The 26,027-nt window shown below is 68.9% G+C and carries 25 protein-coding genes; 7 read left to right on the top strand and 18 right to left on the bottom strand.

Annotated elements, in window-relative coordinates; all coding sequences use genetic code 11:
- Window position 1: 1 nt before the first annotated feature.
- From DIZ26_RS27365 to DIZ26_RS27355, 3 genes are all read right to left on the bottom strand, one after another.
- Complete coding sequence (locus DIZ26_RS27365; RefSeq protein ID WP_112246583.1) at window positions 2-820, bottom strand: biotin--[acetyl-CoA-carboxylase] ligase; 819 nt, start codon at window positions 818-820, stop codon at window positions 2-4.
- Complete coding sequence (locus DIZ26_RS27360) at window positions 820-3,459, bottom strand: phosphoenolpyruvate carboxylase (RefSeq protein WP_112246581.1); 2,640 nt, start codon at window positions 3,457-3,459, stop codon at window positions 820-822. The genes DIZ26_RS27365 and DIZ26_RS27360 overlap by 1 nt, the downstream gene beginning before the upstream one ends.
- A gap of 114 nt (window positions 3,460-3,573) precedes the next feature.
- Window positions 3,574-4,215 (bottom strand): TetR/AcrR family transcriptional regulator, encoded by a 642-nt coding sequence (locus DIZ26_RS27355; RefSeq protein WP_112246579.1) that lies wholly within the window; start codon window positions 4,213-4,215, stop codon window positions 3,574-3,576.
- A 99-nt stretch (window positions 4,216-4,314) separates the two neighbouring features.
- Here DIZ26_RS27355 and DIZ26_RS27350 point away from each other — a divergent pair, with 99 nt between their 5' ends.
- The 4 genes from DIZ26_RS27350 (at window position 4,315) to DIZ26_RS27335 (ending at window position 7,053) form a co-directional block, all read left to right on the top strand.
- A complete protein-coding gene (locus DIZ26_RS27350; protein WP_112246577.1) occupies window positions 4,315-4,785 on the top strand; it encodes an SCP2 sterol-binding domain-containing protein in 471 nt (156 codons plus the stop codon).
- Window positions 4,786-4,886: 101 nt separating this feature from the next.
- On the top strand, window positions 4,887-6,464 hold the full coding sequence (locus DIZ26_RS27345; protein WP_112246575.1) for an acyl-CoA carboxylase subunit beta: 1,578 nt from the start codon (window positions 4,887-4,889) through the stop codon (window positions 6,462-6,464).
- A gap of 14 nt (window positions 6,465-6,478) precedes the next feature.
- On the top strand, window positions 6,479-6,685 hold the full coding sequence (locus tag DIZ26_RS27340) for an acyl-CoA carboxylase subunit epsilon (RefSeq protein WP_112247150.1): 207 nt from the start codon (window positions 6,479-6,481) through the stop codon (window positions 6,683-6,685).
- An 11-nt stretch (window positions 6,686-6,696) separates the two neighbouring features.
- Window positions 6,697-7,053 (top strand): hypothetical protein, encoded by a 357-nt coding sequence (locus DIZ26_RS27335; RefSeq protein WP_112246573.1) that lies wholly within the window; start codon window positions 6,697-6,699, stop codon window positions 7,051-7,053.
- Here DIZ26_RS27335 and DIZ26_RS38715 read toward each other — a convergent pair.
- The 4 genes from DIZ26_RS38715 to DIZ26_RS27315 form a co-directional block, all read right to left on the bottom strand.
- A complete protein-coding gene (locus tag DIZ26_RS38715) occupies window positions 7,046-8,278 on the bottom strand; it encodes a Maf family nucleotide pyrophosphatase (RefSeq protein ID WP_112246571.1) in 1,233 nt (410 codons plus the stop codon). The two genes, DIZ26_RS27335 and DIZ26_RS38715, sit on opposite strands and share 8 nt — an antisense overlap.
- Window positions 8,279-8,298: 20 nt before the next feature.
- On the bottom strand, window positions 8,299-9,990 hold the full coding sequence (locus tag DIZ26_RS27325) for a DUF885 domain-containing protein (RefSeq protein ID WP_232828626.1): 1,692 nt from the start codon (window positions 9,988-9,990) through the stop codon (window positions 8,299-8,301).
- A 38-nt stretch (window positions 9,991-10,028) separates the two neighbouring features.
- The gene (locus DIZ26_RS27320) at window positions 10,029-10,358 is read right to left on the bottom strand and encodes an MmcQ/YjbR family DNA-binding protein (RefSeq protein ID WP_112246569.1); all 330 of its coding nucleotides are present in this window, start codon (window positions 10,356-10,358) and stop codon (window positions 10,029-10,031) included.
- A gap of 92 nt (window positions 10,359-10,450) precedes the next feature.
- Complete coding sequence (locus tag DIZ26_RS27315; RefSeq protein ID WP_112246567.1) at window positions 10,451-11,857, bottom strand: MFS transporter; 1,407 nt, start codon at window positions 11,855-11,857, stop codon at window positions 10,451-10,453.
- A 94-nt stretch (window positions 11,858-11,951) separates the two neighbouring features.
- Between DIZ26_RS27315 and DIZ26_RS27310 the strand changes: the two genes are divergently transcribed.
- Window positions 11,952-12,512, top strand: a complete 561-nt coding sequence (locus tag DIZ26_RS27310; RefSeq protein ID WP_112246565.1) for a TetR/AcrR family transcriptional regulator — start codon at window positions 11,952-11,954, stop codon at window positions 12,510-12,512.
- On the opposite strand, the gene DIZ26_RS27305 is transcribed toward DIZ26_RS27310, so the two are convergent.
- From DIZ26_RS27305 to DIZ26_RS27270, 8 genes are all read right to left on the bottom strand, one after another.
- Window positions 12,491-13,039 (bottom strand): hypothetical protein, encoded by a 549-nt coding sequence (locus DIZ26_RS27305; protein ID WP_112246563.1) that lies wholly within the window; start codon window positions 13,037-13,039, stop codon window positions 12,491-12,493. The two genes, DIZ26_RS27310 and DIZ26_RS27305, sit on opposite strands and share 22 nt — an antisense overlap.
- Entirely contained in the window at window positions 13,036-14,337 is a 1,302-nt protein-coding gene (locus tag DIZ26_RS27300) for a DUF58 domain-containing protein (protein WP_112246561.1), read from the bottom strand. The genes DIZ26_RS27305 and DIZ26_RS27300 overlap by 4 nt, the downstream gene beginning before the upstream one ends.
- A gap of 22 nt (window positions 14,338-14,359) precedes the next feature.
- On the bottom strand, window positions 14,360-15,346 hold the full coding sequence (locus DIZ26_RS27295) for an AAA family ATPase (protein WP_112246559.1): 987 nt from the start codon (window positions 15,344-15,346) through the stop codon (window positions 14,360-14,362).
- Between the two features lie 6 nt (window positions 15,347-15,352).
- Entirely contained in the window at window positions 15,353-15,868 is a 516-nt protein-coding gene (locus DIZ26_RS27290; RefSeq protein ID WP_112246558.1) for a hypothetical protein, read from the bottom strand.
- Window positions 15,865-16,623 (bottom strand): DUF4129 domain-containing protein, encoded by a 759-nt coding sequence (locus DIZ26_RS27285; RefSeq protein WP_112246557.1) that lies wholly within the window; start codon window positions 16,621-16,623, stop codon window positions 15,865-15,867. Before DIZ26_RS27285 ends, DIZ26_RS27290 begins: the two co-directional genes overlap by 4 nt.
- 32 nt (window positions 16,624-16,655) lie before the next feature.
- A complete protein-coding gene (locus DIZ26_RS27280; RefSeq protein ID WP_112246556.1) occupies window positions 16,656-17,867 on the bottom strand; it encodes a GNAT family N-acetyltransferase in 1,212 nt (403 codons plus the stop codon).
- A 140-nt stretch (window positions 17,868-18,007) separates the two neighbouring features.
- Window positions 18,008-19,765: a proprotein convertase P-domain-containing protein gene (locus DIZ26_RS27275; protein ID WP_112247146.1), complete on the bottom strand. Its 1,758-nt coding sequence runs from the start codon at window positions 19,763-19,765 to the stop codon at window positions 18,008-18,010.
- 115 nt (window positions 19,766-19,880) lie between these two features.
- Entirely contained in the window at window positions 19,881-20,786 is a 906-nt protein-coding gene (locus DIZ26_RS27270) for an XRE family transcriptional regulator (protein WP_232828625.1), read from the bottom strand.
- A gap of 117 nt (window positions 20,787-20,903) precedes the next feature.
- On the opposite strand from DIZ26_RS27270, the gene DIZ26_RS27265 reads away from it, so the two are divergent.
- Window positions 20,904-21,989, top strand: a complete 1,086-nt coding sequence (locus DIZ26_RS27265; RefSeq protein WP_112246555.1) for a GTP-binding protein — start codon at window positions 20,904-20,906, stop codon at window positions 21,987-21,989.
- On the opposite strand, the gene DIZ26_RS27260 is transcribed toward DIZ26_RS27265, so the two are convergent.
- The 3 genes from DIZ26_RS27260 to DIZ26_RS27250 form a co-directional block, all read right to left on the bottom strand.
- Entirely contained in the window at window positions 21,972-22,670 is a 699-nt protein-coding gene (locus DIZ26_RS27260) for a maleylpyruvate isomerase N-terminal domain-containing protein (protein ID WP_112246553.1), read from the bottom strand. The two genes, DIZ26_RS27265 and DIZ26_RS27260, sit on opposite strands and share 18 nt — an antisense overlap.
- Before the next feature lie 159 nt (window positions 22,671-22,829).
- The gene (locus DIZ26_RS27255; protein ID WP_112246551.1) at window positions 22,830-24,359 is read right to left on the bottom strand and encodes an acyl-CoA carboxylase subunit beta; all 1,530 of its coding nucleotides are present in this window, start codon (window positions 24,357-24,359) and stop codon (window positions 22,830-22,832) included.
- Window positions 24,360-24,371: 12 nt separating this feature from the next.
- Window positions 24,372-25,538: an acyl-CoA dehydrogenase family protein gene (locus DIZ26_RS27250; RefSeq protein ID WP_112246549.1), complete on the bottom strand. Its 1,167-nt coding sequence runs from the start codon at window positions 25,536-25,538 to the stop codon at window positions 24,372-24,374.
- A gap of 77 nt (window positions 25,539-25,615) precedes the next feature.
- Between DIZ26_RS27250 and DIZ26_RS27245 the strand changes: the two genes are divergently transcribed.
- Complete coding sequence (locus tag DIZ26_RS27245) at window positions 25,616-26,008, top strand: MerR family transcriptional regulator (RefSeq protein ID WP_232828624.1); 393 nt, start codon at window positions 25,616-25,618, stop codon at window positions 26,006-26,008.
- The last annotated feature ends 19 nt before the right edge of the window (window positions 26,009-26,027 follow it).

Genomic DNA, 26,027 nt, shown 5'->3' with positions numbered 1-26,027 from the left:
TTTACCGAGTAACCCTCAGGTGGGTCACATCGCCGGCGGCCAGTTGATGCGGGCCGTCGGCGGTGAGGACCACCAGCCGGCCGTCGGCGTCGAGATCCGACGCCACGCCCTCCAGGAACGTGCCGTCCGGCAACTCCACCCGCACCGATTGCCCGAAGGTCGCCGACAGCTCGCGGTAGTCGGGCAGGATCGTCTCGGGATCCCCCGCGGCCTCCACCCAGGTCTCGTAGCGACCAGCCAGCTCCCGCAGTACTGCTGCCATCACAGTGGCCCGGTCCGTCGTCGCCGCGCCTTCAAGGGCCAGCGAGGTCGCCACCTCCGTAGGCCGCTCGTCCGCTCTGAGCGTGACGTTCAGCCCCATGCCCACGACCGCAGCAGGCCCGTCGGGCGTATCCACCCGCTCCAGGAGAATCCCAGCAAGCTTCCGGTCATCGACCTGTACGTCGTTGGGCCACTTCACCTGCGCCGGGATCTCACCAACCCGCCGTACTGCGGCTGCGACGGCCAGGGGAACCAGCAGCCCCAGCCAAGGCCAGCGACCGGCCGGGACAGCTGCCGGACGCAGCAGAGCCGACATGAGCAGCGCTGAGCGCGGCGGAGTAGTCCACGTCCGGCCCAGTCGCCCACGACCGGACGACTGGTACTCCGCTGCCACTACGAGCCCCTCAGCCGCCCCAGAGCGGGCTGCTTGGGCCACGACGGCATTGGTGGACTCCGTCTCGGCCAGCACCTCGATGCGAGTCCACAGTGCGCCCGGCCGCACCAGACGCCCCTGCAGGAACCGTGCGTCCAGCGGGGGCCTCTCCAGGTCGCCGAACATCAGCCGGTGTTCTGCAGGCCGGCGGCAACACCCGACACGGTCAGCAGCAGCAACCGCCTGGTCCTGACGATCTGCTGCTCGTCCAGCGAGTCGTCGGTCCGCAGCGTCCGGAGTGCCCGCAGCTGCAGGTAGCTCAGCGCATCGACGTACGGGTTGCGCAGCTCGACAGCGCGGCCGAGGACTCTGCGGCCGGCGAGCAGCCGGTCGCCGCCGAGCACCTTGAGCACCCACTCGGTGGTCAGCTCGTGCTCGTCCAGCATCAGCTTGCTCAGGTCCGGCCGGTCACCCAGCTCCAGGTAGCGCCCGAGGATGCGCCGGTCCGTCTTCGCCAGCGACATCTCCGCGTTCTCCAGCATCACCTGGAACAGCGGCCAGTTCTTGTTCGCGTCCTGCAGTACTGCGACGTCGCCGACCGCCGACAAAGCAGAGCCAAGCCCATACCAGCCCGGTGCGTTCACCCGAGCCTGCGACCAGGCGAACACCCAAGGAATCGCCCGGAGGTCTTCCAGCGAGGACACCGCCACACCACGTCGCGCAGGCCGCGAACCCAGCGGCAACTGCCCGAGCTCCTCCAGCGGAGTCACCCGCCCGAACCACTCCGCAAAGCCAGGCGCCTTCACCAGCCGGTGGTACGCCGTACGCGCAGCCTCGTCGAGCGTCTTCTCCACCACGGCGAACCGGTCCGCGGCCGCCAGCGCGCGCTCCTCGATGGCAGGAGTCGACGCCAGCAGCGTCGCGGCGGTCACCTGCTCGATGTGGCGCTGGGCGATCGCGGCGTTGCCGTAGCGAGCCGGGATCGCCTCGCCCTGCTCGGTGAGCTTGAACCGTCCCGCGACCGACCCCGGCGCCTGTGCGAGCACAGCGCGGTTCGCAGGGCCGCCGCCGCGTCCCAGCGCTCCACCGCGACCGTGGAACAGGGTCAGCCGGATCGCGTTGCGCTGAGCCCAGGCGGTGATCCGCGCCTGCGCGTCGTACAGGGCGAGGGTGGCCGAGACCGGGCCGACGTCCTTGGCGGAGTCGGAGTAGCCGAGCATCACCTCGAAGCGGCGGTCGTTCGCGGTGAGGCGGTGCCGGACCCGGGTGAGCTGGATCGCGTTGTCCAGCACCTCCACGGAGTTCTGCAGGTCCTCACCGGTCTCGAACAGCGGTACTACGTCCAGCTCGATCGGCCGGCCGTCCATCGCGGCGTCGGCCAGCTCGTAGACAGCCGCGAGGTCGCCTGCGTTGCGGGTGAACGACACGACGTACCGACGGCAGGCCTCAGGGCCGAAGCGCTGCTGGATCTGGCCGATCACCCGCAGCGTGGCCAGCACCTCTTCGGTCTGGTCGGACAGCTCGCCACCGCTCAGTACCTCTTCCAGCGCCTTGGCGTGGACCGAGGAGTGCTGCCGAACCTCCAGCTCGGCCAGGTGGAACCCGAACGAGCTCACCTGCCAGATCAGCTGCTGCAACTGGCCGTACGCCTGTCGTGGTGCCCCTGCCGACACCAGGGAGTCCTGCAGCACCTTCAGCTCGTGCAGGAAGTCACCGGCGCGCGGGTAGCCGAAGTCGGCGTCCCTGGCCCGGGTCGCTGCCAACCGGCGCGCAGCGAGCAGCAAGAGCTGGCGGTGCGGCTCGGACGGCGACCTGGTCTCGATGTCGGCGATCAGTGCGGGGTTGACCGCACGGGCATCCTCCAGGATCCGCCGCACCGGCGCCGAGGGCGGCGTGGTCGACGAGTCGAGGGTGAGCGCACGGCCGAGCTCGTCAGTGGCCCGCTCGAGCGCCCGTAGTACGTGATCGGCCTGGATCTGCATGGCTTCGCGGGTGATCGCGGCGGTGACGTTCGGGTTGCCGTCGCGGTCGCCGCCGATCCAGGAGCCGAGCCGGACGAACGGGGCGACCACCGGCTGCCGGATCCCGGCCTCGTCACCGGCCAGCGCGTCGTCCAGCCGGCGGTAGACGTTGCCCACGACATCGAACAGCGTCTCCTCGAAGACGGCCATCGCCGACCGGACCTCGTCGAGCGGAGTGGGCCGGCTGGTCCGCAGCTGCGAAGTACGCCAGAGGATGTCGACCTGCTCGACCAGGCGCCGCTGGTTCTCGGACAGCTCGCTGTCGCCGGCCCGCGGGTCGCTGCGCTCCTCCAGCAAGGAGGAAATGCGCCGGATAGTTGCCAGTACTGCGCGACGCCGGGCCTCCGTCGGGTGGGCGGTCAGCACCGGGCGGAACTCCAGCCCGTTGAGCAGGGCACGCGCCTGCTGCTCACCGCTGTCCCGGGAGATCTGCTCGACCGCCTGGGCCAGCTCCGACACGGCCGGCGCGTCCGAGGAGCGGTCGCGCTCACGCAGTACGCGGGCGCGGTGCAGTTCCTCGCTCAGGTTGGTCAGGTGGAAGTAGCAGGTGAAGGCGCGCGCGACGTCCTCGGCCCGCTCGTGCGGCCAGGAGGCGACCAGGTTCTCGGCCGCCTCGCCGTCACCGGCGATGGTGAGCTCCCGGAGCTTCTCCACGTCGTCGAGCAGCGGCTGGCCGGCGTACTCGACCAGGACGCGGCCGAGGATCTCGCCGAGCAGGCGCACGTCGGCGCGCAGCTCCTCGGGGACTTCGAAACGTGCGCGGGTACGGGTGCGGGCGTTCGCCTGACTGCCGGTCTCGGTCACGTTCGCCCACGATATCCGGGCCGGCGGTCTCTTGCCGCCTGGTCCGCACAGTGGGCGCGGATCGTCACACCGAGTTCACATGACGCGACAGTATTCGCACCGGCCGATGGCCGGCTAGACCCCGCCGAAGCCACCGGCGACGATCCGGGAGACCGTCCTGGCCAGCTCTTCGGGCGTGCGGTCGGTGCCGTCCACGACGAGCATCCGGGCGCAGCTCTCGGTCATCGAAGCGAGCATCTCGGCCAGCACCGGCAGGTTCGCGTCCGGATCGGTGACCCCGGGCAACGATTTCAGCAAGGTGAGGCGAAGGCCCTCGACCAGGAACGCCCGGGCCGCCCGCACCCGGTTGGACACCACCGGTGCAGCACCGTACTGCGCGCCGAAGACGATCCGCCACGACTGGGGCGATTTCGCCACCGATCGCAGGAACGCGGTCAGGCCTTCGAGCACGTGCTCCTCCGGCGTACCGACGGCCGGGTCCGCGGGCAGCGCGGCGACGATCGAGGTCACCAGGTGCTGCTCCTCGCGGGCCAGCAGGGCCAGCAGCAGTTCGTCGCGATTGGCGAAGGAGTCGTAGACCACCGGCTTCGTCACGCCGGCCGCGTCGGCGACCGACTGCATCGTCGTACCGGCGTAGCCGCGCTCGGAGAAGACCTCCAGCGCGGCGTCCAGGATCATCGGCCGGCGGCGCTCCGGGCCGAGGTGCGCGGCCCGGCGGCGCGGCGATTCCGCAACCGGTTCATCGGGGCTGACCACTTGACAAAGCTACCAGGTCGTAGGAAATTCCTACGGTCTGGTAGGAACTCGCCCGGCTGGTCCGGGACGGGTTTTCCGATCACCGCCGGGGAGGTTCGGGTGGCCGAACGTGGCACTGCTCGGTGGTTGGCGGCGGGTGAGCTCGCCACTCTCGCGCCGGGTGAGTTGGCCCGGCTGGTCGACCGGACTTCGGAGCGGGAGCTCCGGCATCGGCTCATCGGGGGCGTGCGAGAGGTCGCGTTGCGCGAGATCTTTCGCCGGATGCCGGAGTACCTTCGTCCCGCCCGGGCGACCGGGTTCGAGGCCGTCGTCGCCTGGCAGATCACCGGTGCCTGCGGCGGTGGCGTCGACGAATACCTGATCCGCGTGCACGACGGGCGGTGCGACGTCCTCGACGGGAGCGCGGCGCAGCCCGAGATCTCGGTCCGCACCGATCCCGCGACGCTGCTGAGGATCGTCACCGGCAACGAGGACCCGGTCACCGCAGTCCTCAAACACCGCCTCTCGGTCCGTGGCGACCTGGCCCTGGCCGCCCGGCTGACCAAACTCTTCGCCGCCGGTCCGCACTGAGACCTGCGTGCCGCCGGGCCGCGTTCCGCCGTACTGCGCAGTAACGTTGCGGCAGACGTCACAGCACACGAACCCGCTCAGGGAAGTTAGGCTGCCCGCTTATGGGAGAGACCGTGAACATCCACACCACCGCCGGGAAGCTCGCGGACCTGGAGCACCGGCTGGACGAGGCCGTGCACGCCGGTTCGGAGCGCGCGGTCGAGAAACAGCACGCCCGGGGCAAGAAGACCGCCCGGGAGCGGATCGCGCTGCTGCTGGACGAGGGCTCCTTCTCCGAACTCGACGAGTTCGCCCGGCACCGGTCCACCGCCTTCGGCCTGGATGCCAACCGCCCGTACGGCGACGGCGTGGTGACCGGCTTCGGCACCATCGACGGCCGCCAGGTGTGTGTGTTCGCGCAGGACTTCACGGTCTTCGGCGGCAGCCTCGGTGAGGTGTTCGGCGAGAAGATCGTCAAGGTGATGGACCTGGCGATGAAGATCGGCTGCCCGCTGATCGGCATCAACGACTCCGGCGGCGCCCGGATCCAGGAAGGCGTGGTCAGCCTCGGCCTGTACGGCGAGATCTTCCGCCGCAACGTCCGTGCTTCCGGGGTGATCCCGCAGATCTCCTTGATCATGGGGCCCTGTGCGGGTGGCGCGGTCTACTCCCCGGCCGTGACCGACTTCACCGTGATGGTCGACGAGTCGTCGTACATGTTCATCACCGGCCCGGACGTGATCAAGACCGTCACCGGTGAGGACGTCAGCCAGGAAGATCTCGGCGGCGCCCGGACGCACAACACCAAGTCGGGCAACGCGCACTACCTCGGCAGCGACGAGGAGGACGCGATCGACTGGGTGAAGGCCCTGGTCTCGCACCTTCCGCAGAACAACCTGGAGGACCCGCCGGCGTACGACTTCACCGCGGATCTCGAGGTGAGCGAGAGCGACGCGGCGCTGGACACGCTGATCCCGGACTCGCCGAACCAGCCGTACGACATGCACACGGTGATCGAGGCCGTGGTCGACGACGGCGACTTCCTCGAGGTCCAGGCGCTGTTCGCTCCGAACATCCTGGTCGGCTTCGGCCGGGTCGAGGGCCGCCCGGTCGGCGTGGTCGCGAACCAGCCGATGCAGTTCGCCGGCACCCTGGACATCGACGCGTCGGAGAAGGCGGCCCGGTTCGTCCGGACCTGCGACGCGTTCAACGTGCCGATCCTGACCTTCGTCGACGTACCGGGCTTCCTCCCCGGCACCGACCAGGAGTGGAACGGCATCATCCGCCGCGGCGCCAAGCTGATCTACGCGTACGCCGAGGCGACCGTCCCGATGATCACCGTGATCACCCGCAAGGCGTACGGCGGCGCGTACGACGTGATGGGCTCCAAGCACCTCGGCGCGGACATCAACCTCGCCTGGCCGACCGCCCAGATCGCGGTGATGGGCGCGCAGGGCGCGGTCAACATCCTGCACCGGCGGGAATTGGCAGCCGCTGAGGACGTCGAAACCCGCCGGCAGCAACTGATCACGGAGTACGAGGACCATCTCGCCAACCCGTACATCGCGGCCGAGCGCGGCTACATCGACGCGGTCGTGAAACCGAGCGAGACCCGCTCCGAGATCGTCCGCGCCCTCCGCCTGCTCCGCACCAAGCGCGACACCCTCCCGCCGAAGAAGCACGGCAACATCCCGCTGTGATCGGAGCCTTCGAAATGACTGATCCCGTACTACGTGTCGTCAAGGGCGACCCGACTCCCGAGGAACTGGCCGCCCTCATCGCCGTCGTCACCGCCCGCGCCACCGCACCGGCGCCCGCCCCCGACACCACCCGCGCCAGCAACTGGGCCACCTACTGGCGCAACGCGCGCTCGCCGCTGCGCCCGGGCCCCGGCAGGTGGCGCGCAAGCGCTCACCCGTAAACACTGGTCCCATGGCCAAATACGAGGTCAACGACGCAGCGGTCGAGAACGCCCGGAAGTTGATCGAAGCCCGGCAGTACGTGCTGGACAGCGACTGGGGCGAGGTGCAGCCGCATGCCGACGACCAGAACGCCTTCCTGGACAAGCATTCCTGGGCCGAGTACGCCGCCTGGCACCTCGGCCTCACCGACGGCGCCAACGACGAGACCAAGGCCCGCTACGCCTTCGTCTTCGGCGACTTCCGCCGCATCCACCGCACCGCGCTGATCGCGTCGGTCTACCGAGCCTCCGAATGGCGCCACAAGAAGGTCGAACTGGCCGCCCACGACCTCCTCCAACTCCTGGACGCCAAAGCCGGCATCACCTGAGCGAGCGACGGAAGCGGACCAGCGGGTAGGTGGCCGGGGGCACCGTTCCCTTGGCGGGGCCGGGGAAGGTGGTGGCGCCGTCGAGGGTCAGGCCGTACTGCGTGGCGCGGGCGATCAGGTGGGGTAGGGCGTCCTGGATCCGGTGGTCGGCCGGGGTGAGGCCGGAGGCGTAGCGGCTGGACTCCGTCTTCTCCGTGGTGGTGACGAAGACGCCGCCAGGCCGTAGTACGCGGGCGACCTCGGCCAGGATCGGGTCGCTGTCTTCCAGCAGGTGGAGGAGCCAGACGGCGACGATCGCGTCGCAACGGCGGTCGCCGAAGGGCAGCCGGGCGGCGTCGGCCGCGGCGACGTGGCCAGGTAGGCGAACCTTTGCGTGCCGGAGCATGGCCGGCGACAGGTCGACACCGTGTACGAGGTTGCCGAGAGCAACCAGTTCGGCGGCGACGATTCCGGTGCCGACGGCAAGTTCCACGACGCGGCCGCCGCCCGGGAGCAACGAGTGGACGGCAGCAGCGGCGGCCTGAGCCCGCTCGGTGCCGCCGCGCGTCTCGTCGTACCGGGCCGCTTCGGCCTCGTCATATGCGAACGGTTCGGGGCGTTGCCACAGGGCCGGCCAGGGGATGCCGACCTCGGCCAACATCCTTCGCAGCAAGGGCAAAGAGACGCCGACGACGTTGTGGTAGTCGCCTTCGATGCCGGTGACGAACGGGCCGCCGAGCCCGTCGACCGTGAACGAACCGGCCACCACCAGCGGTTCGCCCGTCGCCACGTACGCGTCGATCTCGTCGTCGGTGAGATCGGCGAAATGCACCGTGGTGGAGGCGAGCTCGCGTAGTTCGTGCCGCGTCGTGGTGTCGAACAGGCAGTGCCCGGTGTGCAGGATTCCGGATCGCCCGCGCATCGCGCGAAGCCGCTCGCGTGCGACCTCCGCCGTACCGGGTTTGCCGTAGGCGACGCCGTCGATCTCGAGCACGGAGTCGCAGCCGAGCACGGTCGCGTGATCGTCCAGGTTGGCGACGACAGCGCGCGCCTTCAACGTCGCCAGGGTCCGCGCCAGCTCACCCGGCGATTCGGCCGTGACGTTGTCCTCGTCGACGCCGGAGACGATCACCTCGGGCTCGACGCCGGCGTCGCGCAGGGTCTGCAATCGCGCCGGCGACGCCGACGCGAGGATGAACCGGGGCCTTTGCTTGCCCGCGGCAACAGCACTCTCCGCAGCTTCCACAGCCGAATCCACCGCCGTGCTCACAGCCGGGCAAGTGCGCGACGGAGCGGGTCGAGCCCGATCGAGCCGAGGTTCAGCGCCTCGGAGTGGAAGGTGCGCAGGTCGAACGACGATCCGGCCCGCGCCTTGGCCTCGTCGCGAGCCTGCAGCCAGATCCGCTCGCCGACCTTGTACGACGGCGCCTGGCCGGGCCAGCCGAGGTACCGGTTGAGCTCCGCCCGCAGGAACTCCGTCTCCATCCGCGAGTACGCCCGCAGGAACTCGAAACCGAGGTCGGCATTCCAGGTCTCCCCCGGCCGGAAGCCGAGCGGGTTGTCGCGCGGGATCTCCAGTTCCAGGTGCATACCGATGTCGACGATGACCCGGGCGGCCCGGAATCCCTGCGCGTCGAGCATGCCGAGCCGGGCGCCGGGCTCTTCGAGATACCCGAGCTCCTCCATCAACCTTTCGGCGTACAGGGCCCAGCCTTCGCCGTGTCCGGAGACCCAGCAGCCGATGCGCTGCCAGCGGTTCAGCTGGTCGCTGCGGAGCATGGTCTGCGCGACCTGGAGGTGATGCCCCGGCACGCCCTCGTGGTACACGGTGGTGACCTCGCGCCAGGTGGCGAAGTCCTCCACACCGGCGGGCACGGCCCACCACATCCGGCCCGGCCGGGTGGTGAGGTCCTCGCTCGGCGCGGTGTAGTAGATCGACCCGTCCGAGGTCGGCGCGATCATGCACTCGATCCGCTTGATCGAGTCGGGGATGTCGAAGTGCGTCCCGGCGAGATCCCGGACGGCGGTGTCGGCAAGCCCTTGCATCCAGTCGCGGAACGCCTCCTTGCCGTGGATCTTGCGGGCCGGGTCGTTGTCGAGCAGCGCGGCGACGGCCTCGATGCTGCGGTCGCCGTTGTTCAGCGAGGCCGCGATCTTCTGCATCTCGCCCTCGATCCGGGCCAGCTCCTGCCAGCCCCAGGCGTAGGTCTCCTCCAGATCGACGGCAGCGCCGAGATGGTTGCGGGAGGCAAGCTCGTACCGCTCGCGGCCGACGGCGTCGCGCGCCGGGGCCTGCGGAGCGAGGTCGGTCCGCAGCCACTCACCGAACCCTTCGTACGCCTTGCGCGCAGCCGCCGCGGCAGCTTCGACGGTCGCCTTGATCGAGCCGTCCGGTGCCTTCGCCGCGAACCCGGCGAAGAAGTCCTCACCGTCCGCACCCGCCCAGCTGGCGATCCGGTTGGCCAGATCGTTCACCTGACGAACGGCCGACACCCGGCCGGCCGCAGCCTGCTGACTCACGGAGTCGCGGAACCCGTCCAGCGCCGTACCGACCTGGTTGAGCCGGATCGCGATGATCTCCCAGTCGTGCTCGGTCGCCGTCGGCATCAGGTCGAACACCTGGCGCACCTCGGCCGGGATCGACGCGATCGCGTTCAGCTCGTACTGCGGTACGCCCGCCTCGTACGTCTCCAGTTCGAGCCGGAGCCGCTCCAGGAACGCGTCCTTGGCGACCTCCTCGCGCGGCGTACCGGGCTGGACCGCCTCGGCCTCGGCGATGGCCCGCCGGTTCAGCTCGATCAGCGCCTCGAACCCGGCCGGCGAGTAGTCCGGCAGCCGGTGGTCGTGGCCCTCGATCCCCATGAACGTGGCCGAGGTCGGCGAGAGCTCGACGTAGTCCTCCAGATACCGCTCGGAGATCTGGTCGATCGGGCTGGTCGATGTGGTTGCATCCGTCACCCGGCCGACCCTACCCGCGCGGCAGTGCCGGATCGAACCTATTCGTGCTCCAGCCCGTCCGGCGCGGCCTGGCGCCAGGAGTCGAGCAGGATGTCGCGCAGTTCGTCCTCGTCCTCGAGCGCGTCCAGCCGCGCCCGGACCCAGCTCGACCCGGCCTCGTGCGGCGGCACCCAGAACTTCTCCGGTTCCGCCGCGATCAACTCCGCCCGCTCGAACCGCGGGCACTTCACCGCGAACGAGGTCTGGTCGTCCGGCACCGTCACGAACATCCGCCCCGCGACGTCGAAGGTCGGATGCCCCCACCGCTGCTTCTCCACCGTCCGCGGAAACGACAAGGCGATCCGCCGCACATCCTCCGCATCAAGCACCCCCCAACCTTAGTCAGGCCCCTCCCCCAAAACCTGACCGAAGCCGAGGCTGTCCTGCTCGGCCTCGACCTCGGTCAGATCCTCGGACAGTGTCAGCGCCGGCGGCCTGGCAGGGCTACTGCGGCCACCACCGCACCGACGGCGACGATGGCGGCTCCTACCCAGACGGCGGGGACGAGGCCGTCGACGTACTGGGTGGGTGATTCGTACGAACCGGCGGAGGCGAAGACCGACGCCAGTACGGCGACGCCCATCGCGACGCCGACCTCGCGGATGGTGTTGTTGGTGCCGGAGGCAACGCCGCGGTCCGCCTCGGAGGCGCTGTGCATGACCACGCTCGAAGCCGGTGCGAAGGTGAGGCCCATCCCGATACCGGCGAGGACGAACGGTACGACGAAGGAGCTGAAGCCGACCTCGGTGCTGGTGATCAAGGCGATCCAGCCGAGCGCGGTGGCGAGGAACACCTGGCCGGTCGCGATCAGCACCCGGGCACCGACGCGGTCGACGATCAGACCGGCCAGCGGCGCGACGACCATCGGCGCCATCGTCCACGGCAGCGTCCGGATCCCCGACTGCAGCGGCGTGTAGCCCTGGACGACCTGGAAGAACTGGGCGAGCAGGAACACCGAACCGAACACCCCGGCAGAGAAGGTGAACAGGGTCAGGTTGATGACGCTGAAGGACCGCGACTTGAACAACCGCAGCGGCAGCATCGGCGTGGCCGTCCGGCTTTCCCAGACCAGGAAGGCGATGAGCAACGCGACCCCACCGATCAGCGCGGTCAGGATGCGGCCGGAGGTCCAGCCGTCGTCAGCACCGTGCACCACGCCCCAGACGATGCTCAGCACGCTCGCCGCGGACAGCACCAGACCAACCAGGTCGAGCCGGCGACTACCCCCGAACGATTCCTGCAGCACCTTTGCGGCGAACGGCAGCACCAGTACGCCGATCGGCACGTTCAGCCAGAAGATCCACTGCCAGTTGAGCCCGTCCACCACGGCGCCTCCGACGACCGGGCCGACAGCGACACCGAGACCCGAGATCCCGCCCCAGATCCCGATCGCCGCGCTGCGCTGCTGAGCCGGTACGGCGGCCGCCAGCAACGTGAGTGACAACGGCATCACCGCAGCCGCCCCGATCCCCTGGATCGCCCGCGCCCCGATCAGCATCCACGGCTCGGACGCGATCGCGCAGGCCGCCGAGGCGAGCGTGAACAGCCCGATCCCGAAGATGAACATCCGGCGCCGGCCGATCCGGTCGCCGATCGCCGAGGCGGTCAGCAGCAGCGCGGCGAACGACAACGTGTACGCATTGATGAACCACTGCAGGTCCGTCAGCGAGGCGCCCAGCTCGCTCTTGATCACCGGCAGCGCGTTCGTCACCACCAGGTTGTCCAGCGTGACCATGAACATCGGAATACCCACCACGGCCAGCACGGTGGCCAGTGAACGCCGTACCGCCGGCGCTGCCGGCCCCGGATCGAGGGCGGTCGAAGTCATCGGAGTCTCCCTTGTTGTTATTCACTGATAACTACGTTTCTCACAAGGTATGCATTGACTGATAACATGTCAAGGAGAATCCGGAGGAGGATCCATGACGAAGCACCGCCTGACCGCCGCCGAGCGTGGCGAGGAGGTCCTGCAGGCGGCCGTGACCGCGTTCGGCGCGGCCGGCTACCAGGGCACCAAGACCGACGAGATCGCCCGGCTGGCCGGTGTCTCCCAGCCGTACGTGATCCGCCTGTTCGGGACCAAGCAGCAGCTGTTCCTGGATTCGTGCAACCGGGTCTGCGACCGGATCGAGCAGACCTTCCGGGAGGCGGCGGCGGAGCGGCCTGACCTGGAGAGCCTCGGCAGCGCCTACGAGAAGCTGATGGCAGAGCGCGAACTGCTCGTGCTGCTGCTGCACGGGTTCGCAGCCAGCGTCGAGCCGCAGATCGGGGCGGTCGTGCGGGAGCGTTTCGGCGGCATCCACCAGCTGGTCCGCGACCTGACCGGCGCCTCGGCCGAGGAGACCCGGCAGTTCCTCGCCACCGGCATGTTGCTCACCGTGCTGACCGCGATGCAGGTCGCCGGGCCGGACCGCATCCCGCTCCCCTGGGCCGAGGAGCTACTGATGACGATGAAGATCCATCAACCGCCGGAGACCGATTGACCCGCGGCGAACCAGACCGCCACGGTCGCGGCCGCCAGCGCCGCAACCGTCACCAGCAGCGACCCCGGCACCTCGGCGCCACGCACCACGGCCGCCGCGATCGCGACCACGGGACCCAGCAGCCCCGCGATCATTGCCGGCAGCAACCATCGCCGGAGCGCGCGACGGCTCACCTTCCCGTACGACGGAATCTGCGCGGCAAACGCCGACGCCAGATGCACCGCCAGTAAGGCGATCCCGGTGACCACCAGACCGAATCCCACTTCGCTGGGAGCACGCATCATCCAGCCACCGGCCACGACGACCAGGAACAGGGCCGCTGCCGTCGAGTCCGGCAACCATATGCAGACCAGCAACAACGGCACCCCGAGCAGCGGAACCAGATCCAGCTGATCCCACGACTGCACGGTCGGTACGACGAGCGCCACTGTGCCGGCAATCGCGATCACCAACCGGGACAGCACGGACGCCAGACCGGATGCCCGAAGCTGCGCCAGCCAGTTGGTGATCCTGTCCGCAAGAGTCATGACCGCATCCTCGGCGCCGAGGCCAGCCGGCTGGCATCCCGCAGTACTTCGTCCAGAGTTCCGGCGCCGCGCCAGGCGACAGTCGGTACGCCGAGGTCGCTGAGCCGGTCGAGTTCGGACCGGCGCTCCAGCAGGCGCAGCCGCCAGGCCAGCGGCCAGTTCTTCGTGTCGTGGCGCGCGGGGTCGAGTACGTCGGCGACATCGGACGGCAGCGTGTCGACCGCGATCACTGTGCAGCCCGAGTGGACCAGCGTGACGATGTAGCCGAGCATCGACTTCCGGAGCAGCGGACTCAGCACCAGCACCAGGCTGTCCGACCGCACGCGGTGCCTGCGGGCGAGTTGCTCCTCGTCCTGCTGCCTGCCCTTGCGATCGGCGTGCACCAGCACGTCGAGGATCCGGCGCAAGTGAGCACGCCCACTACCGGCCCGGACGCCGCGCACCGCAGTACCGGTGTCGACCAGCCGGACCCGGTCGCCATGGCGCAGGTAGTGCTCGGCGATCGAAGCCGCCGCCCGTACGCCGGTGTCCAGGCTGCTCGACCGGCCGTCGATCCCCTCGCTGACGCCGACCTCACCACCGGTGTCCAGCAGGATGACCACTTCGGTGTCCCGGTCGGACCAGGTCGAGGTGACGTGCAGCTCGCGGGTACGGGCGGAGACCGACCAGTTGATGCGCCGCAGCCGGTCGCCGGTGCGGAACGGGCGCACTCCGGCGAGCTCGGTCCCCTCACCTGGGCGGCGTGAGCGATGGAGGCCGACGAGCCCGGCAGGGCGTGGTACGGAATCGACTGCTTCGAACCCTTCGCGCAGCGGCAAGGTACTGATGTTCAAGGGCTCGGCCGAAGGCACCCGGAACCGGTAGCCGCCGAGCACCGAGGTGGCGATCACCTGTGGGCGTTCGAGCGACCGGAGTCCCCAGCGCTCGGACCGTACGCCGACCTCCAGGGTCACCGCCCCGTCCGCGACCGGCTCCGCGACAGCCGCATAGACGGGGTCGTAGCGGAACCAGCGGCTCCGGGGCAGCGCCGCGACGATCAAGTCGATGTCAGGGTCCAGCGGGCTGTCCACCCGCAGCCGGTAGGTCGTGGCCTGGCCTTCGAACAACACGTCCGCGTCGACCTCGGTGTGGAGATCCGGCTTGGCACTGGGCCGGAAGAAACGTCCCCAGACAGCCACGAAGGCCAAGGGGAGGCCGAGCACGGCCGCATCCGGACGGCGAGCAAGCACGGCCAGCACGAGCAGGGCTGCCGATACCCCGACCGCCCGGACCTGTGCATGCGTCGGCCGCCAGTTCATCGCGCCGCCTCACTCACACCGGTCACTGCCGTGCGCTGGCGACAGTCGGCGGCGCAGCGACGGAGCCGAGCACTGTGCGGACCACAGTCGCCCCGGTCACCTCATGCAGCCACAGCTCCGGCCGGACCGTGATCCGGTGTGCCAGTGCAGGAATGGCGACTGCCTTGACGTCCTCGGGTACTACGTAGTCCCGGCCCTGGATGACCGCGTACGCGCGGGCGGTGAGAAGGAGCGCCAGGGATCCACGCGGTGAAGCACCGACCAGCACCTGGGAGTCACGACGAGTCGCGGCAGCCAGCTCCACGCAGTACCGGCCTACTGTGTCGTCGACGGTCACGGTCTCGATGGCCTGCTGGGCGGCGAGCAGTCCGGCTGCGTCGGTGACTGCCTCGACCGTCTGGTCCTCGGATCGGCGGCTCATCCGGCGCTGCAGTACTTCCCACTCCTCGGCTGCGCTGGGGTAGCCGAAACCGATCCGGAGCATGAAGCGGTCGAGCTGCGCTTCCGGTAGCGGGTAGGTGCCTTCGTACTCGACCGGGTTCGCTGTGGCGAGCACGTGGAACGGCACCGGCAGCGGGAAGGTCTGGCCTTCCACTGTGACCTGGTGCTCCTGCATGGACTCCAGCAGCGCTGCCTGCGTCTTCGGTGGCGTTCGGTTGATCTCGTCGGCCAGCAGGAGTCCGGTGAAGATCGGACCCGGCCGGAACACGAACTCCGAGTCGCGCTGGTCGTAGACGAACGCTCCGGTGACGTCGGACGGCAACAGGTCGGGAGTGAACTGCACTCGGCGGAACTCCAGCCCGAGCGCCTGAGCGAACGACCGGGCCGCCAGCGTCTTGGCCAGCCCCGGATAGTCCTCCAGCAGCACATGGCCGCCGGCCAGGATGCCCGCAAGCACCAACTCAAGCGCGTCGCCCTTGCCGACCACTGCCTCGCCGACGCGGTCCAGCACCTTCCGGCTCAGTGCCGAGACCTCTGCCAGCCCGAGCCCCAGTTCGTGATCAGTCACGGTTCCTCACAGCTTCTCGATGGTCTGTACGGCCTGTTCGATCTCCGCGAACGACGCGGTCCGCGCCTCGGTGCCGGTGATCAGCAACCACACTTGGTCGCCCAGGAGCGCCCGGGCCCGCTCCGGCTCCAGCTCCGGATCGATCCCGTGCCGGTGCACGAGCCGGCTCGTCGTCAGCTCCAGCAGCATCGGCCTGATCTTGCGGACGAACGTCTGCGATCCCTCTCCTGCGCGGCGTTCCCGGTCGGACTCCTGCACCCAGGTGGCCAGGAACTGGGTCCGGTTGTCGCTGTTGCGCGATGCCCTCGACTCGGCGAACTTCTCGTCCTGCCGCGACGGCCACGAGGTCTCCAGCACCTGCGGGGCGACAAGTCGCAGCGCCAGCGACAAGAACCCGACCGACAGCCCGGCGCCGACGAACCACAGCGCCTTCGGCTGTGTCCCGGCCAGGCCGAAGCCGGCGATCGCCAGCAGACTGGCGAGCACCGCGATGCCGACGTACTGCATCAGCAGCTTCCTCATCGGGCCGCCTCTTCGGCTTCCTGAAGAGCTTTGACACGGTCAGCGCGGGCCGCCCTTGCTGCCGACAGCTCGTCGCGGAGGCGGATCAGAGCAGCACGCGCCTGACTCCTGGCCTCCTCGCTCGAGCCGTGTGTGGAGTACCTGGCCTCGCGGTACAGCTGAGCGAGCCGCAGCAACTCGGGCTCCGAGATCCCACCGACACCGAGCACCCGGACGGTGAACTCCGCCGGCGTCTCCGAGGCGGCCCGCCCGACTCCGGCCGAGGCCGCCGCATCCTCCAGCGCTACCCAGCACGCGATCACCGCGTCGGTCGCAGTACCGGAGTCGACCGCGGCGAGTCCCGAGTCGACTGCCTCGGCCAAGCGGTCGACCTTCATCCGCTCCCATTCGCCGTCTTCCGTCTCCGCCTCGGGGAGCTCGACCTTGCGCAGGATGCGGTAGACGAGCCTTGCGAGGAACAGCACGACCAAGGTGACGAAGGTGTAGAACAGCGCCTGCCAGAGCGCCTTCACCCAATCCGGGATCTTCACCGGCTTCACCGGCTTCTGCGACGGCGGCGGAACAGCGGGAGTCGGCAGCGTTGCCTGCGGCGTCGACCTGATCGTCGGCAGCGGCCGCGGCGATGAGCTGAGCGTGCTCTCACTCACCGGCCGCACACTGCCGCCGGCAGAAGCCAGTACTACGAGCACAACCGCCGCCACGCCGAGCAGCACCACGGCCACTACTGCCGCGGTGCCACGACGTCTCGGCTGCATCCGGGAAGAGTAGCCGCTGCTCGGGTGCGCTCTCAGAAGCCCGTGTCGAGCCAGGGAAGGCGGTTGCCCAGGAACGCGGCCGAGCTGGCCCGAAGCGCTCCCGGCGTACGCTCCTCGACCAGCCCGGCAGCTCCCAGCAGCGCGAGCGACGGGCGACCGAGGTACACCGAGCCCAGCTCCCGTACGCCGAGGCGCAGGTCGCCTGGGCGATCCGTCTTCACGCAAGTCGCGCCGGACGGCCCACCCGTGAGGTGCCAGGCTCCGGCGTTCCACGGCAGGAAGTCGTCCTCTACCTCGAGTACTACGTCGAGGTCGCTCGCGTAGGTCCGTCCTGCGAGCGCACGGCCGACATCAGCCAGCCGGACCCAGTGCCCGTCTCTCGTGGTCGCGTTGGGAGCGCGCGGGTCCACCAGCAGCGACAACAGCGGATCGTCGCTCGGCAGTTGTTCGCAGTACGTCTGGCTGAGCAGGTCCTGGTCGAGCAGGAACTGCCAGAGCGCGACGTGCGAGGCCAGGTCCTTGGCGTGCACCCGGATCACGTCGACGAAGCGCTTGTCGGCCCGCTTGGTCCGGTAGTGCGCGTACCCGGTGGTCTCACCGTCGCGCGAGGCGAGCACACACCGCAGCGGCGACCCGTTGCGGCTGTCGGTGACCACGGTCTCGCCGATCACGTGCGTCTTCCACCGATCGTCGAACTGGAACATCCCAGGCCGCTCCAGCGCCTCGGTGTTGTGGATCTCGGTGCAGACGTCGAGGGACTCCACCGGATCGGCGTACGAGATGCGTATGTCGTCCGCGTCGTCGACAGGGCGCAGGGCGCGAGCCACCTTCGGCACGGTCACCTCTTGGTGGTCGGAGCCGAGCCCGTACCCGAACCGCCCGTAGATGACCGGCTCGCTCGCGGTCAACGCCGCGACCGGCTCGGCGCCCGTCTCGTACAGCTCGGTCAACTGCCGGCGCATCAGGTCGCGCAGGACGCCCCGGCGGCGATGGGTCGGCAGCACCCCGACCATGCTCACCCCCGCGACCGGTAGCCGCGCGCCCGGCACGGTCAGGTCGAACGAGAACGCGCAGGTGTGCCCGACGACCTCCTTCTCCTCCGTCGCGACGATGCTCCGCGCCGGCTCCCAGATCTTCCGCTCCGCCTCCAGTTGCGCCTCGTTCCACGGCGCCGCGAACGCCAGATTCACCAGCGGCAGAAGCTCCGCCCAGCCACCCTCGAACCGCCCGATCTCGATACCCATACCTCTTGCCTATCAGACCCACAGCTCGGCCGCCCGGGAGTTTCACCGGGACTTCGACGATGCGGCAGGCACCGGGCGACGGCGCCCGCGCCGCCCGGTACCTGCCTTCGCCTACCCGCGATAGGCGCCTCAGAGCTCGTTCAGACGGTGATGGACCAGTTGGTCAGAGTGCCGGTGTCGCCCGGGCCGTTGTCGCCGATGCGAAGCGACCAGGTTCCGGTTGCGTTCTCGGTGCCGGCCGGGGTGACGTCGTAGGTCTTGCTAGCCGGCAGCGGGTGGCAGGTCGTCCCGCCGTACCGCTGCAGGTAGTACCAGCGGCCGCTGGGTGAAACCAGGCTGATGTTGAGGTCTTCCAGGCAGCTGTGGTTGCCCTGGACCGTCACCTTCATCGGGCTGGCCGCGCGACCACTGGCGGTGGAACTCACGGTGCTGACCGTCGTCTGGAAGTCACGGATCGGATAGTCCGTGCCATTGCTGAACGTCCGGCCACCGGGATCACCACCGCCCGGCTGGGTCCGCGCTGTCACCGCCGCGCTCGCCGCGGATTTGTTGCCTGCAGCATCTTTCGCCTGGATCGTGAAGGAATAGCTCGTGTCAGCGGCAAGCCCACTGATCGTGGCAGTCGTACCGGCGACCGAGGTGGCAAGTGTGCCTCCGTTGTAGACGTCGTACCCCGTGACCCCGACGTTGTCGGTCGACGCGTCCCAGGCCAGCGAGACACTGCTGGCCGTAGTACCGGTGGAGCGCGGGTTCGCCGGAGCAGTGGGCGCCTCGGTGTCGCCAGGAGTGCCGCCGCCGGTCAGCAGCGTCAGGTTCCACCTGGCCAGCGCCTCGTTGACCGGCTGGAAGACCGAGTTGCCGGGATCGTTGGCGACACAACTGCTGTTGCCACCCGAGTGCACGCCGACAGCCTTGTCGCCACGGAGCCAGGCACCGCCCGAATCGCCGCCCTCCGAGCAGGCGTTGGTCGTCGACAGCCCGTCGATCACCACACTGCCGTAGTCGATCGTCTGGTTCACCGCCGTGACCGTGCCGCATTCCCAGTTGGGCGCGGTGTTGCCCGAGTGGCACACCGCGTCGCCGACGATCGCGTCGGCCGAACCGGTCACCGTCACGGCCGGCTGGCCCCAGGTGTTCACCGCGGGCGAGATCGTCCAGCCGGCTTCCGTCACGTCGACGACGCCCATGTCACCTTCGCGGGCGTTGATGCTGTGCGTGCCGCCGACATTCGACGTACCGAGCTTGTTGGTCTGCCCACTCGCCCCGTACGCCGCCTGGTTCGCGTCGTTCGTGCAATGCCCCGCGGTGACGAAGTGCTTGCCACCCTGAGCATCCGTCGCCGGAAAGCCGACCGAACAGTTGCTCTCACTCCCCGGCCACCACGGATCGCCAGGGTTCACTTCGCCGGACTGTTGCTGGAAATGCGTAGTCACCGTGACCACCTGTACGCCGTCGCCGAGTCGGCGGATGGCTCCGTAGGCGCCGCGCTGCTGGAACGACGCCCGGGCTCGCACCACGACCTTGTTGGTGACCGGGTCGATCCCCCAGCTCTGCAGACCCGTACCGCGTTCTGCCCGGGCCAGCTTGTCGACCTTGGCGAGCAGGAGTTGCAGGTCGGTCAGATTTCGCGTGACCAGCTTGGGAGTCGCGCCGGACTTCCGTACCCGGGCGGCCTCGGCTTCGTTGATCACTGCAACCATCAGCTTGCCGTTCTCGATCCAGCGACCGGCCTGGGCCGAATCCGGCGCCAGGTTTGCCGAGATCCGATGCAGCGCGTCCTGCTGGGAAAGGGCTGGAGGCGACGGCTGCGCTGCGAGCGCGGCACCATCGAGTGGAGTCAGGCACGCAATGGTTGCCACGATCACGGCTGCGCCGACGGGCTTTCTGCGCCAGAACATCATGGTTCTCCTTGTATTCCTAGAGAAAGCAGGGGGTGAGCCGACCCTAGGAACGAATACAGGAGACCGAAATCGGTCGCAGGCCTTTCACAGTTAAGGTGCCGCGGTCAACAGTTCACTTCTGCCAGTCCCAGCGGAAGCCGTACCGGCCGGGGCCGAAATTCAGCGCGACCCCGTGCACCGACTCGGCCGGCTCCACCGCCACGGCGATCTCGCCGGCCTCGTCCACCTGGGAATACCGCTCACAACTCGCCGGCAGCCGGGCCGGGTCGAAGCAGATCTCGAGCACGAACTCACGCACCGGCAGGCGGAACTTCCGCTCGTAGTTGCCGGCCGGCGGACAGGGCTTCGCATTCACCAGTTCGTGCTCGGTGATCACTGTTTCGCCCTTACGCAGCGGCCGGTCGAACAGCAGCTCGGCGACCAGGAGCCCGTCGGCGGGCCGCAGTACGGTCCGGCCCAGATGACAGTGCCGCAGCGGGTTGATGGTCGGCAGTGGGCGATCGTGCTCGTCGAGATGCATGATCACGACCCAGCGATCGGGACCGTCCGCCTCGGCCCGGAGGACCTGGCGCGAGTGGTACGACTGCTCGCCACCATCGGCGTCCACGGAAACCCGGTCGTGCTGGCTGATCCTGGTCAGCCGCTCGTCCCACTTGATGTCGACCTCGCTGACCGCCGCCTCCACCGCATCGGGCTGCGGCCAGAAGGCAGCTAGGTCAGGCGAAACCGGAACGGTGCTCAACCATCGACCGCGACGCCGGGGCGGTCCCAGCGAAGCGAGCAAACTTCCCGCCGGCAACTCCAGCACGCCTTCCAGGAGTTCGACCGCCGCCATCGACTCCCGCCGCTCCGGCCGCGAGCGCCCCGACTGCCAATAGCTGAGCGTCGCGAGGCTGACCGAGACCCCCTGCGCGCGGAGCCGGTCGCGGATCCGTTCCAGCCCCAGGCCGCGGGCGCGGATCGCCGCACGCAGAACTGCCGCGAACTCGCTGTCGGCCTGCTCCAAGGGCTCCGGCATAGTCCGCACAGTAGTGAGCACCCTGCGGCCCGGGGAAGGCATCGGCGCCTTAACTGTTAACTGATCCGCTGCGACCGCCGGCTGGACTGATGAAAATGATTTTCATATACTCAGTGCATGGCCGCCCAGCGCAAGACCCCGTTGACCCTGCTCGTCGGGCTTTCGACGACCCTCCGCGAACCTGTTCTGGCTTCGATGATCGACGCCGGAACGGTCGCCGTCGTGGTGGGTCAGGACGAGCTGCCCACGCGGGGCGTGCTTTCGTGGCAGGTGAGTGACGCGTCGGGGTCGATTGACGCCGGCGAGTTCTCGGTGGACGACGACTGCGGTTCCTGCCAGTTGATCGAGTCGCTGCTCCCACTGCTGGAGACGCTGATCGCACGCGAGCACTGGCAACACGTAGTACTGGCTGCTCCGCCTGCGATGGAAGCGCGGTCGTTGGCGAATGCGCTGGTGGCGACGCTGCCTGAGGTCGTGGTCGACACCGTTACCTGCGTGGTCGACGCGGTGCTGCTCGTGGCGCAGTTGTCCGGCGACGAGTTGCTGGCCGAACGCGACCTCGCCCTCGGCCTGCCCGACCGGCGGAACGTGGCCGAGGTGACGGCGCGACAGATCGAGTACGCCGATGTGTGCGTGCTCGCGAACGCTCACCGCGCGGCGACTCCTGAACGCCTGCACAACCTCCTGCTGCACCTCAATCCACGCACGACTGTCGTCGACGCGGATCCGGCCGGGGTGCCGACGCAGCTGGTCGCTCGGAGAGGACTGTTCGACTTCGCTGCGGCCGAAGCGTGGGCGGGTGACCTCGCGGGCGAGGATCGGCTGCAGCCCAGCGGCGACGGGGTCACGACCGTGCTGTGGCGCTCGACCCGGCCGCTGCACCCGGCTCGCTTGAACGACGCGCTGGAGAACATCGTCGACGGCGTGGTCCGCAGTCGCGGCGTGATGTGGCTGGCGAACAGGCCGACGCAACGGGTCCGGTGGGAGTCGGCCGGCCACAGCGCTTCCCTTGGCACCTTGGGTGAATGGGCCGACACCGAGCACCTCGCCGAGTGCACCGTCGTCGCGACTGGGGTCGGCCTCGACCCGGCCCGCCTGCAGGCCGTCCTCGACGCGTGCCTGCTCACCGAGTCGGAGCTCGCCTCCCTCGACTGGCAAACCCTCGACGACCCTTTCGCCGGCGTGCTACCCGATCAGTGGTAGCCGGGAAGCGTGGCCGCCGAGCATCTCCAGGTCGTGGTCGTCGAGGGGCAGGCGTCCCGTTGCCTTGAGCACATAGGTTGTGGTGTCCCAGGCGATCACGTCCCACGCCTCAGGTCCGAACAAGCCGTCGAGGGTTCGCGCGGTCACCTGCAAAGCCTCGGGGTCCGGCTCGGGTGCGTCCGGCAGCTCGAGGGTCAGGTCGAGATGGTGGATGGTCGCCTCCGTCACCAGGGTCGCCACGAAGTCGCCGACCCGTAGTACGTGGCCCTGCGTCTCGACCAGGTGATGCTTGTCGGTCGAGGCGACCGCGGCAGCTCGTACGGCGGCTTCGGACAGCTCGCGCCAATGGCCCACGAGACTGCGGGAGGGATTGTTGTACGCCGATGCGACCACCTGGACGAAGGTCGGATCCGACCCGGAGCCGGCCGGGAAGTCCTGCCAGTAGCTGACGAAATCGCGATCGGGCTCGCTCGTCGAGGGGGACGCGAACGCCGTCAGTGCCCGCTGCGCGTCGTACAGGAGATGGACGAGCAACGGACCGACCGTCAGCTCCTGGCAGCGCGTGGGCCGGGCGAAGTCCTCATCCGCCAAGCCCTGCACGGTTTCCGTCAGTCGCCCGTACGTCCGGCCCAAAGTCGCAGCCAGCCGCAACGGCAGTGCCCCTCGCTCCGGCGCCCTCATACGACGAACCTAAACCCCCCACCACCCCAAAGCCAGCTCCCCACTTCACACCGGGCCCCCCGCCTTCCTTCCCTAGACCGGCGGCACGCCGTGGCCCACCCTCGCCTTCCTTCCCTAGGCCGGCGGTACGCCGTGGGGCCAACCCCTCGCCTTCCTTCCCTAGACAGGGGGTACGCCGTGGCGGCGGGTGGAGAAGTGGCGGTCCTTGGTCTGGGCGGCGGCCAGCCGGGCGATCAGGTCGTTGCGGAGGTTCTCCGGTTCGACGATGGCGTCGATCACCAGGTCGGCCGCGAGCCGCAGGATGTCGATGTCGGTCTCGTACTCCTCGCGCAGCTTGGAGACGTACTCGACCCGCTCACCCTCGTCCGCGATCTCCTGGATCTTGTTGTAGTAAACGGCATTGATCGCCGCCTCCGGACCCATCACCGCGATCTTTGCCGTCGGCAACGCAATACACGCGTCCGGCGAGAAACCCGGCCCGCACATCGCGTAAAGCCCCGCACCATAAGCCTTCCGGACGATCACCGACACCGTCGGCACGGTCGCCTCCGACACCGCGGTGATCATCTTCGCGCCGTGCCGGATGATCCCGGCCCGCTCCACCTCGGACCCGATCATGAACCCAGGAACGTCGCACAAATAGACCAGCGGCACGTTGAACGCGTCGCACAACCAGATGAACCGCGCCGCCTTGTCCGCCGAGTCCACGAACAGCACGCCGCCCTTGACCGCCGGCTGATTCGCCACGATCCCGACGACCTGCCCCGCCAGCAGACCGAACCCAGTGACGAGCTCCGGCGCGTACGCCGGCTTGAGCTCGAAGAACGTGTCCGAGTCCAGCAACGCGTCGATCACGTCGTGGATGTCGAAGCCGACGCTCTCCTCGACCGGCACCAGGTCCCGGGTGAAGGGACGGCCCGCCTCCGACGAGTCGTACGACGGCGGCCGGTGCTGCCACGATCCGGGCAGGTAGGAGAAGTACTGCTTGGCCAGCTCGATCGCCTCGGTGTCGTCGGCCGCGAGCAGGTCGCCGCAGCCGGACACCGTGGTGTGCATCCGGGCGCCGCCCATCTCCTCCAGCGTCACCTTCTCGCCGACCACCATCTCGGCCATCCGCGGCGAACCGAGGTACATGGACGCATTGCCGTCGACCATGATCACCAGATCGCAGAAGGCCGGGATGTACGCGCCGCCGGCCGCCGACGGGCCGAACAGGCAGCAGATCTGCGGCACCTTGCCCGACAACGCGACCTGGTTGTGGAAGATCCGGCCCGCACCACGTCGACCAGGGAAGAGGTCGACCTGGTCGGTGATCCGGGCGCCGGCGGAGTCGATCAGCCAGAAGATCGGCAGCTCGTCGCGCAGCGCGACCTCGGTGATCCGGACGATCTTCTCGACCGTCCGCGCGCCCCAGGAACCGGCTTTGACGGTCGGGTCGTTGGCCACCAGCAACGCCGGCCGGCCGTCGACCAGCGCCCGGCCGGTGACCACGCCGTCCGCGGGCAGACCCGGGTTCAGCGCGTTCGCCAACTGGGCGTCCTCGACGAAGCTGCCCTCGTCGACGAGAGTGGCGATCCGGTCCCGGACGTACAGCTTGTTCTGCGAGGCCAGCTTGGCAGCGGCCTTCTCCGGCGGGGACAGGGTCGCCTCACGGGCGACCTTGACCTCAGTCCAGTGATCCCGAGTCATGCCGCCATCCTGTCACTCAACGGGGAGGCCGAGGCCGCGGGCGATCAGCATCCGCTGTACTTCGGAAGTACCTTCGCCGATCTCCAGGATCTTCGCGTCCCGGTAGAACCGGGTCACCGGGTACTCCTCCATGAAGCCGTAGCCCCCGAACACCTGGGTCGCGATCCGGGTCGCGGTCACCGCGGACTCGGTCGCGTACAGCTTCGCGACGGCCGCCGCCTGCTTGAACTCCTTCATCGGCGCGCCCGCGTCCTTCAGCGCCGCCGCCCGGTAGACGAGCAGTTCGGCCGCGTCGGCCATCACCTTGAGATCGGAGATCTGGAAGGCAACGCCCTGCTTCTGCCCGATCGGTACGCCGAACGTCTTGCGCTCCCCGGCGTACTGGACCGACATCTCCAGGCAGGCCTTGATGCAGCCGAGCGCCACGGCGCCGATCGCGACCCGGCCGTCGTCGAGCGTCGCGAGGAACTGCCCGAATCCCTTGCCGCGCTCACCGAGCAGGTTCGCGGCCGGCACCCGGCAGCCGCTGAACGACAGCGGGTGGGTGTCGGACGCGTGCCAGCCGAGCTTGTCGTACGCCGCTTCCGCCACGAACCCCGGCGTACCGGTCGGGACGATGATCGTGGAGATCTCGGGCCGGCCGTCGGCCTTCTCTCCCGTCCGCGCGGTCACCGTGACGAGCGACGTGATCGAGGAGCCAGAGTTGGTGATGAACTGCTTCGACCCGTCGATGACCCACTCGTCACCGTCCAGTACTGCGCGGGTCTTGGTCGCCCCCGCGTCGGAACCTGACTCCGGCTCGGTCAGCCCGAACCCGGCCAGCCGCTGACCGGCAACGAGATCCGGCAGCCACTCGTCCTTCTGCGCGTCGGTACCGAAGGTGAGGATCGGGTTGATGCCGAGCCCGACCGCCGCCTCGAGCGTGATGCCCATCGACTGGTCGACCTTGGAGATCTCCTCGATCGCCACGCAGAGGCTGGTGAAGTCGCCGCCCGAGCCGCCGTACTGCTCCGGGGCCGTCAGCCCGAACAGGCCGAGCGCACCCATCTTCTGGACCACCTCGGTCGGGAAGTAGTGCTTGCGATCCCACTCCGCGGCGTGCGGGGCGATCTCGGCCTGGGCGAAGTCGCGCACGCTGTGGCGGAACTCGCGGTGCTCTTCGGACAGCTCGTACGACATTGACCTTCTCCCGGTGACTGCGGTGATTGACGCTTACGTAAACGTAAAGCATGATCGACGGTGTGCACAATGACCAGGTGGCTCTTGAAACCCAGACGTGGTCGATCGCTGAGCTCGCCGCCGAGTACGACGTCACCCTGCGCACGATCCGCTTCTACGAGGACCGCGGCCTGCTCAACCCCGAGCGCCGCGGCACGGTCCGCGTGTACCACCCCCGCGACCGGGTCCGGCTCGGCCTGATCCTGCGCGGCAAGCGACTCGGCTTCAGCCTCGACGAGATCGCCACCATCGTCGACATGTACGACGCCGAGCCGGGCGAGGAAGGCCAGCTCGTCTACCTGCTCAACCAGATCGGCACCCGGCGCGCCGAACTCGAGCAACGCCGGCGCGACATCGACGAAACCCTGCGCGAACTCGCCGAGGTCGAACACCGCTGCCAGACCGACCTGCAGGCTCTGCGCACCCGGTGACCGGCGACACGCCGTACCG

Source organism: Kribbella monticola (assembly GCF_003261635.1).
GTDB lineage: Bacteria > Actinomycetota > Actinomycetes > Propionibacteriales > Kribbellaceae > Kribbella > Kribbella monticola.
The sequence above is the reverse complement of the archived record's forward strand: the minus strand, read 5'-3'. Positions and strand labels throughout refer to the sequence as shown.

Excerpts from the sequence above, each read along its gene's own strand:
- DIZ26_RS27365 (WP_112246583.1), bottom strand. The coding sequence starts at position 820 with ATGTTCGGCGACCTGGAGAGGCCCCCGCTGGACGCACGGTTCCTGCAG.
- DIZ26_RS27345 (WP_112246575.1), top strand. The coding sequence starts at position 4,887 with ATGGGAGAGACCGTGAACATCCACACCACCGCCGGGAAGCTCGCGGAC.
- DIZ26_RS27340 (WP_112247150.1), top strand. The coding sequence starts at position 6,479 with ATGACTGATCCCGTACTACGTGTCGTCAAGGGCGACCCGACTCCCGAG.
- DIZ26_RS27335 (WP_112246573.1), top strand. The coding sequence starts at position 6,697 with ATGGCCAAATACGAGGTCAACGACGCAGCGGTCGAGAACGCCCGGAAG.
- DIZ26_RS27315 (WP_112246567.1), bottom strand. The coding sequence starts at position 11,857 with ATGACTTCGACCGCCCTCGATCCGGGGCCGGCAGCGCCGGCGGTACGG.
- DIZ26_RS27310 (WP_112246565.1), top strand. The coding sequence starts at position 11,952 with ATGACGAAGCACCGCCTGACCGCCGCCGAGCGTGGCGAGGAGGTCCTG.
- DIZ26_RS27305 (WP_112246563.1), bottom strand. The coding sequence starts at position 13,039 with ATGACTCTTGCGGACAGGATCACCAACTGGCTGGCGCAGCTTCGGGCA.
- DIZ26_RS27300 (WP_112246561.1), bottom strand. The coding sequence starts at position 14,337 with ATGAACTGGCGGCCGACGCATGCACAGGTCCGGGCGGTCGGGGTATCG.
- DIZ26_RS27290 (WP_112246558.1), bottom strand. The coding sequence starts at position 15,868 with ATGAGGAAGCTGCTGATGCAGTACGTCGGCATCGCGGTGCTCGCCAGT.
- DIZ26_RS27285 (WP_112246557.1), bottom strand. The coding sequence starts at position 16,623 with ATGCAGCCGAGACGTCGTGGCACCGCGGCAGTAGTGGCCGTGGTGCTG.
- DIZ26_RS27280 (WP_112246556.1), bottom strand. The coding sequence starts at position 17,867 with ATGGGTATCGAGATCGGGCGGTTCGAGGGTGGCTGGGCGGAGCTTCTG.
- DIZ26_RS27275 (WP_112247146.1), bottom strand. The coding sequence starts at position 19,765 with ATGTTCTGGCGCAGAAAGCCCGTCGGCGCAGCCGTGATCGTGGCAACC.
- DIZ26_RS27270 (WP_232828625.1), bottom strand. The coding sequence starts at position 20,786 with ATGCCGGAGCCCTTGGAGCAGGCCGACAGCGAGTTCGCGGCAGTTCTG.
- DIZ26_RS27265 (WP_112246555.1), top strand. The coding sequence starts at position 20,904 with ATGGCCGCCCAGCGCAAGACCCCGTTGACCCTGCTCGTCGGGCTTTCG.
- DIZ26_RS27260 (WP_112246553.1), bottom strand. The coding sequence starts at position 22,670 with ATGAGGGCGCCGGAGCGAGGGGCACTGCCGTTGCGGCTGGCTGCGACT.
- DIZ26_RS27255 (WP_112246551.1), bottom strand. The coding sequence starts at position 24,359 with ATGACTCGGGATCACTGGACTGAGGTCAAGGTCGCCCGTGAGGCGACC.
- DIZ26_RS27250 (WP_112246549.1), bottom strand. The coding sequence starts at position 25,538 with ATGTCGTACGAGCTGTCCGAAGAGCACCGCGAGTTCCGCCACAGCGTG.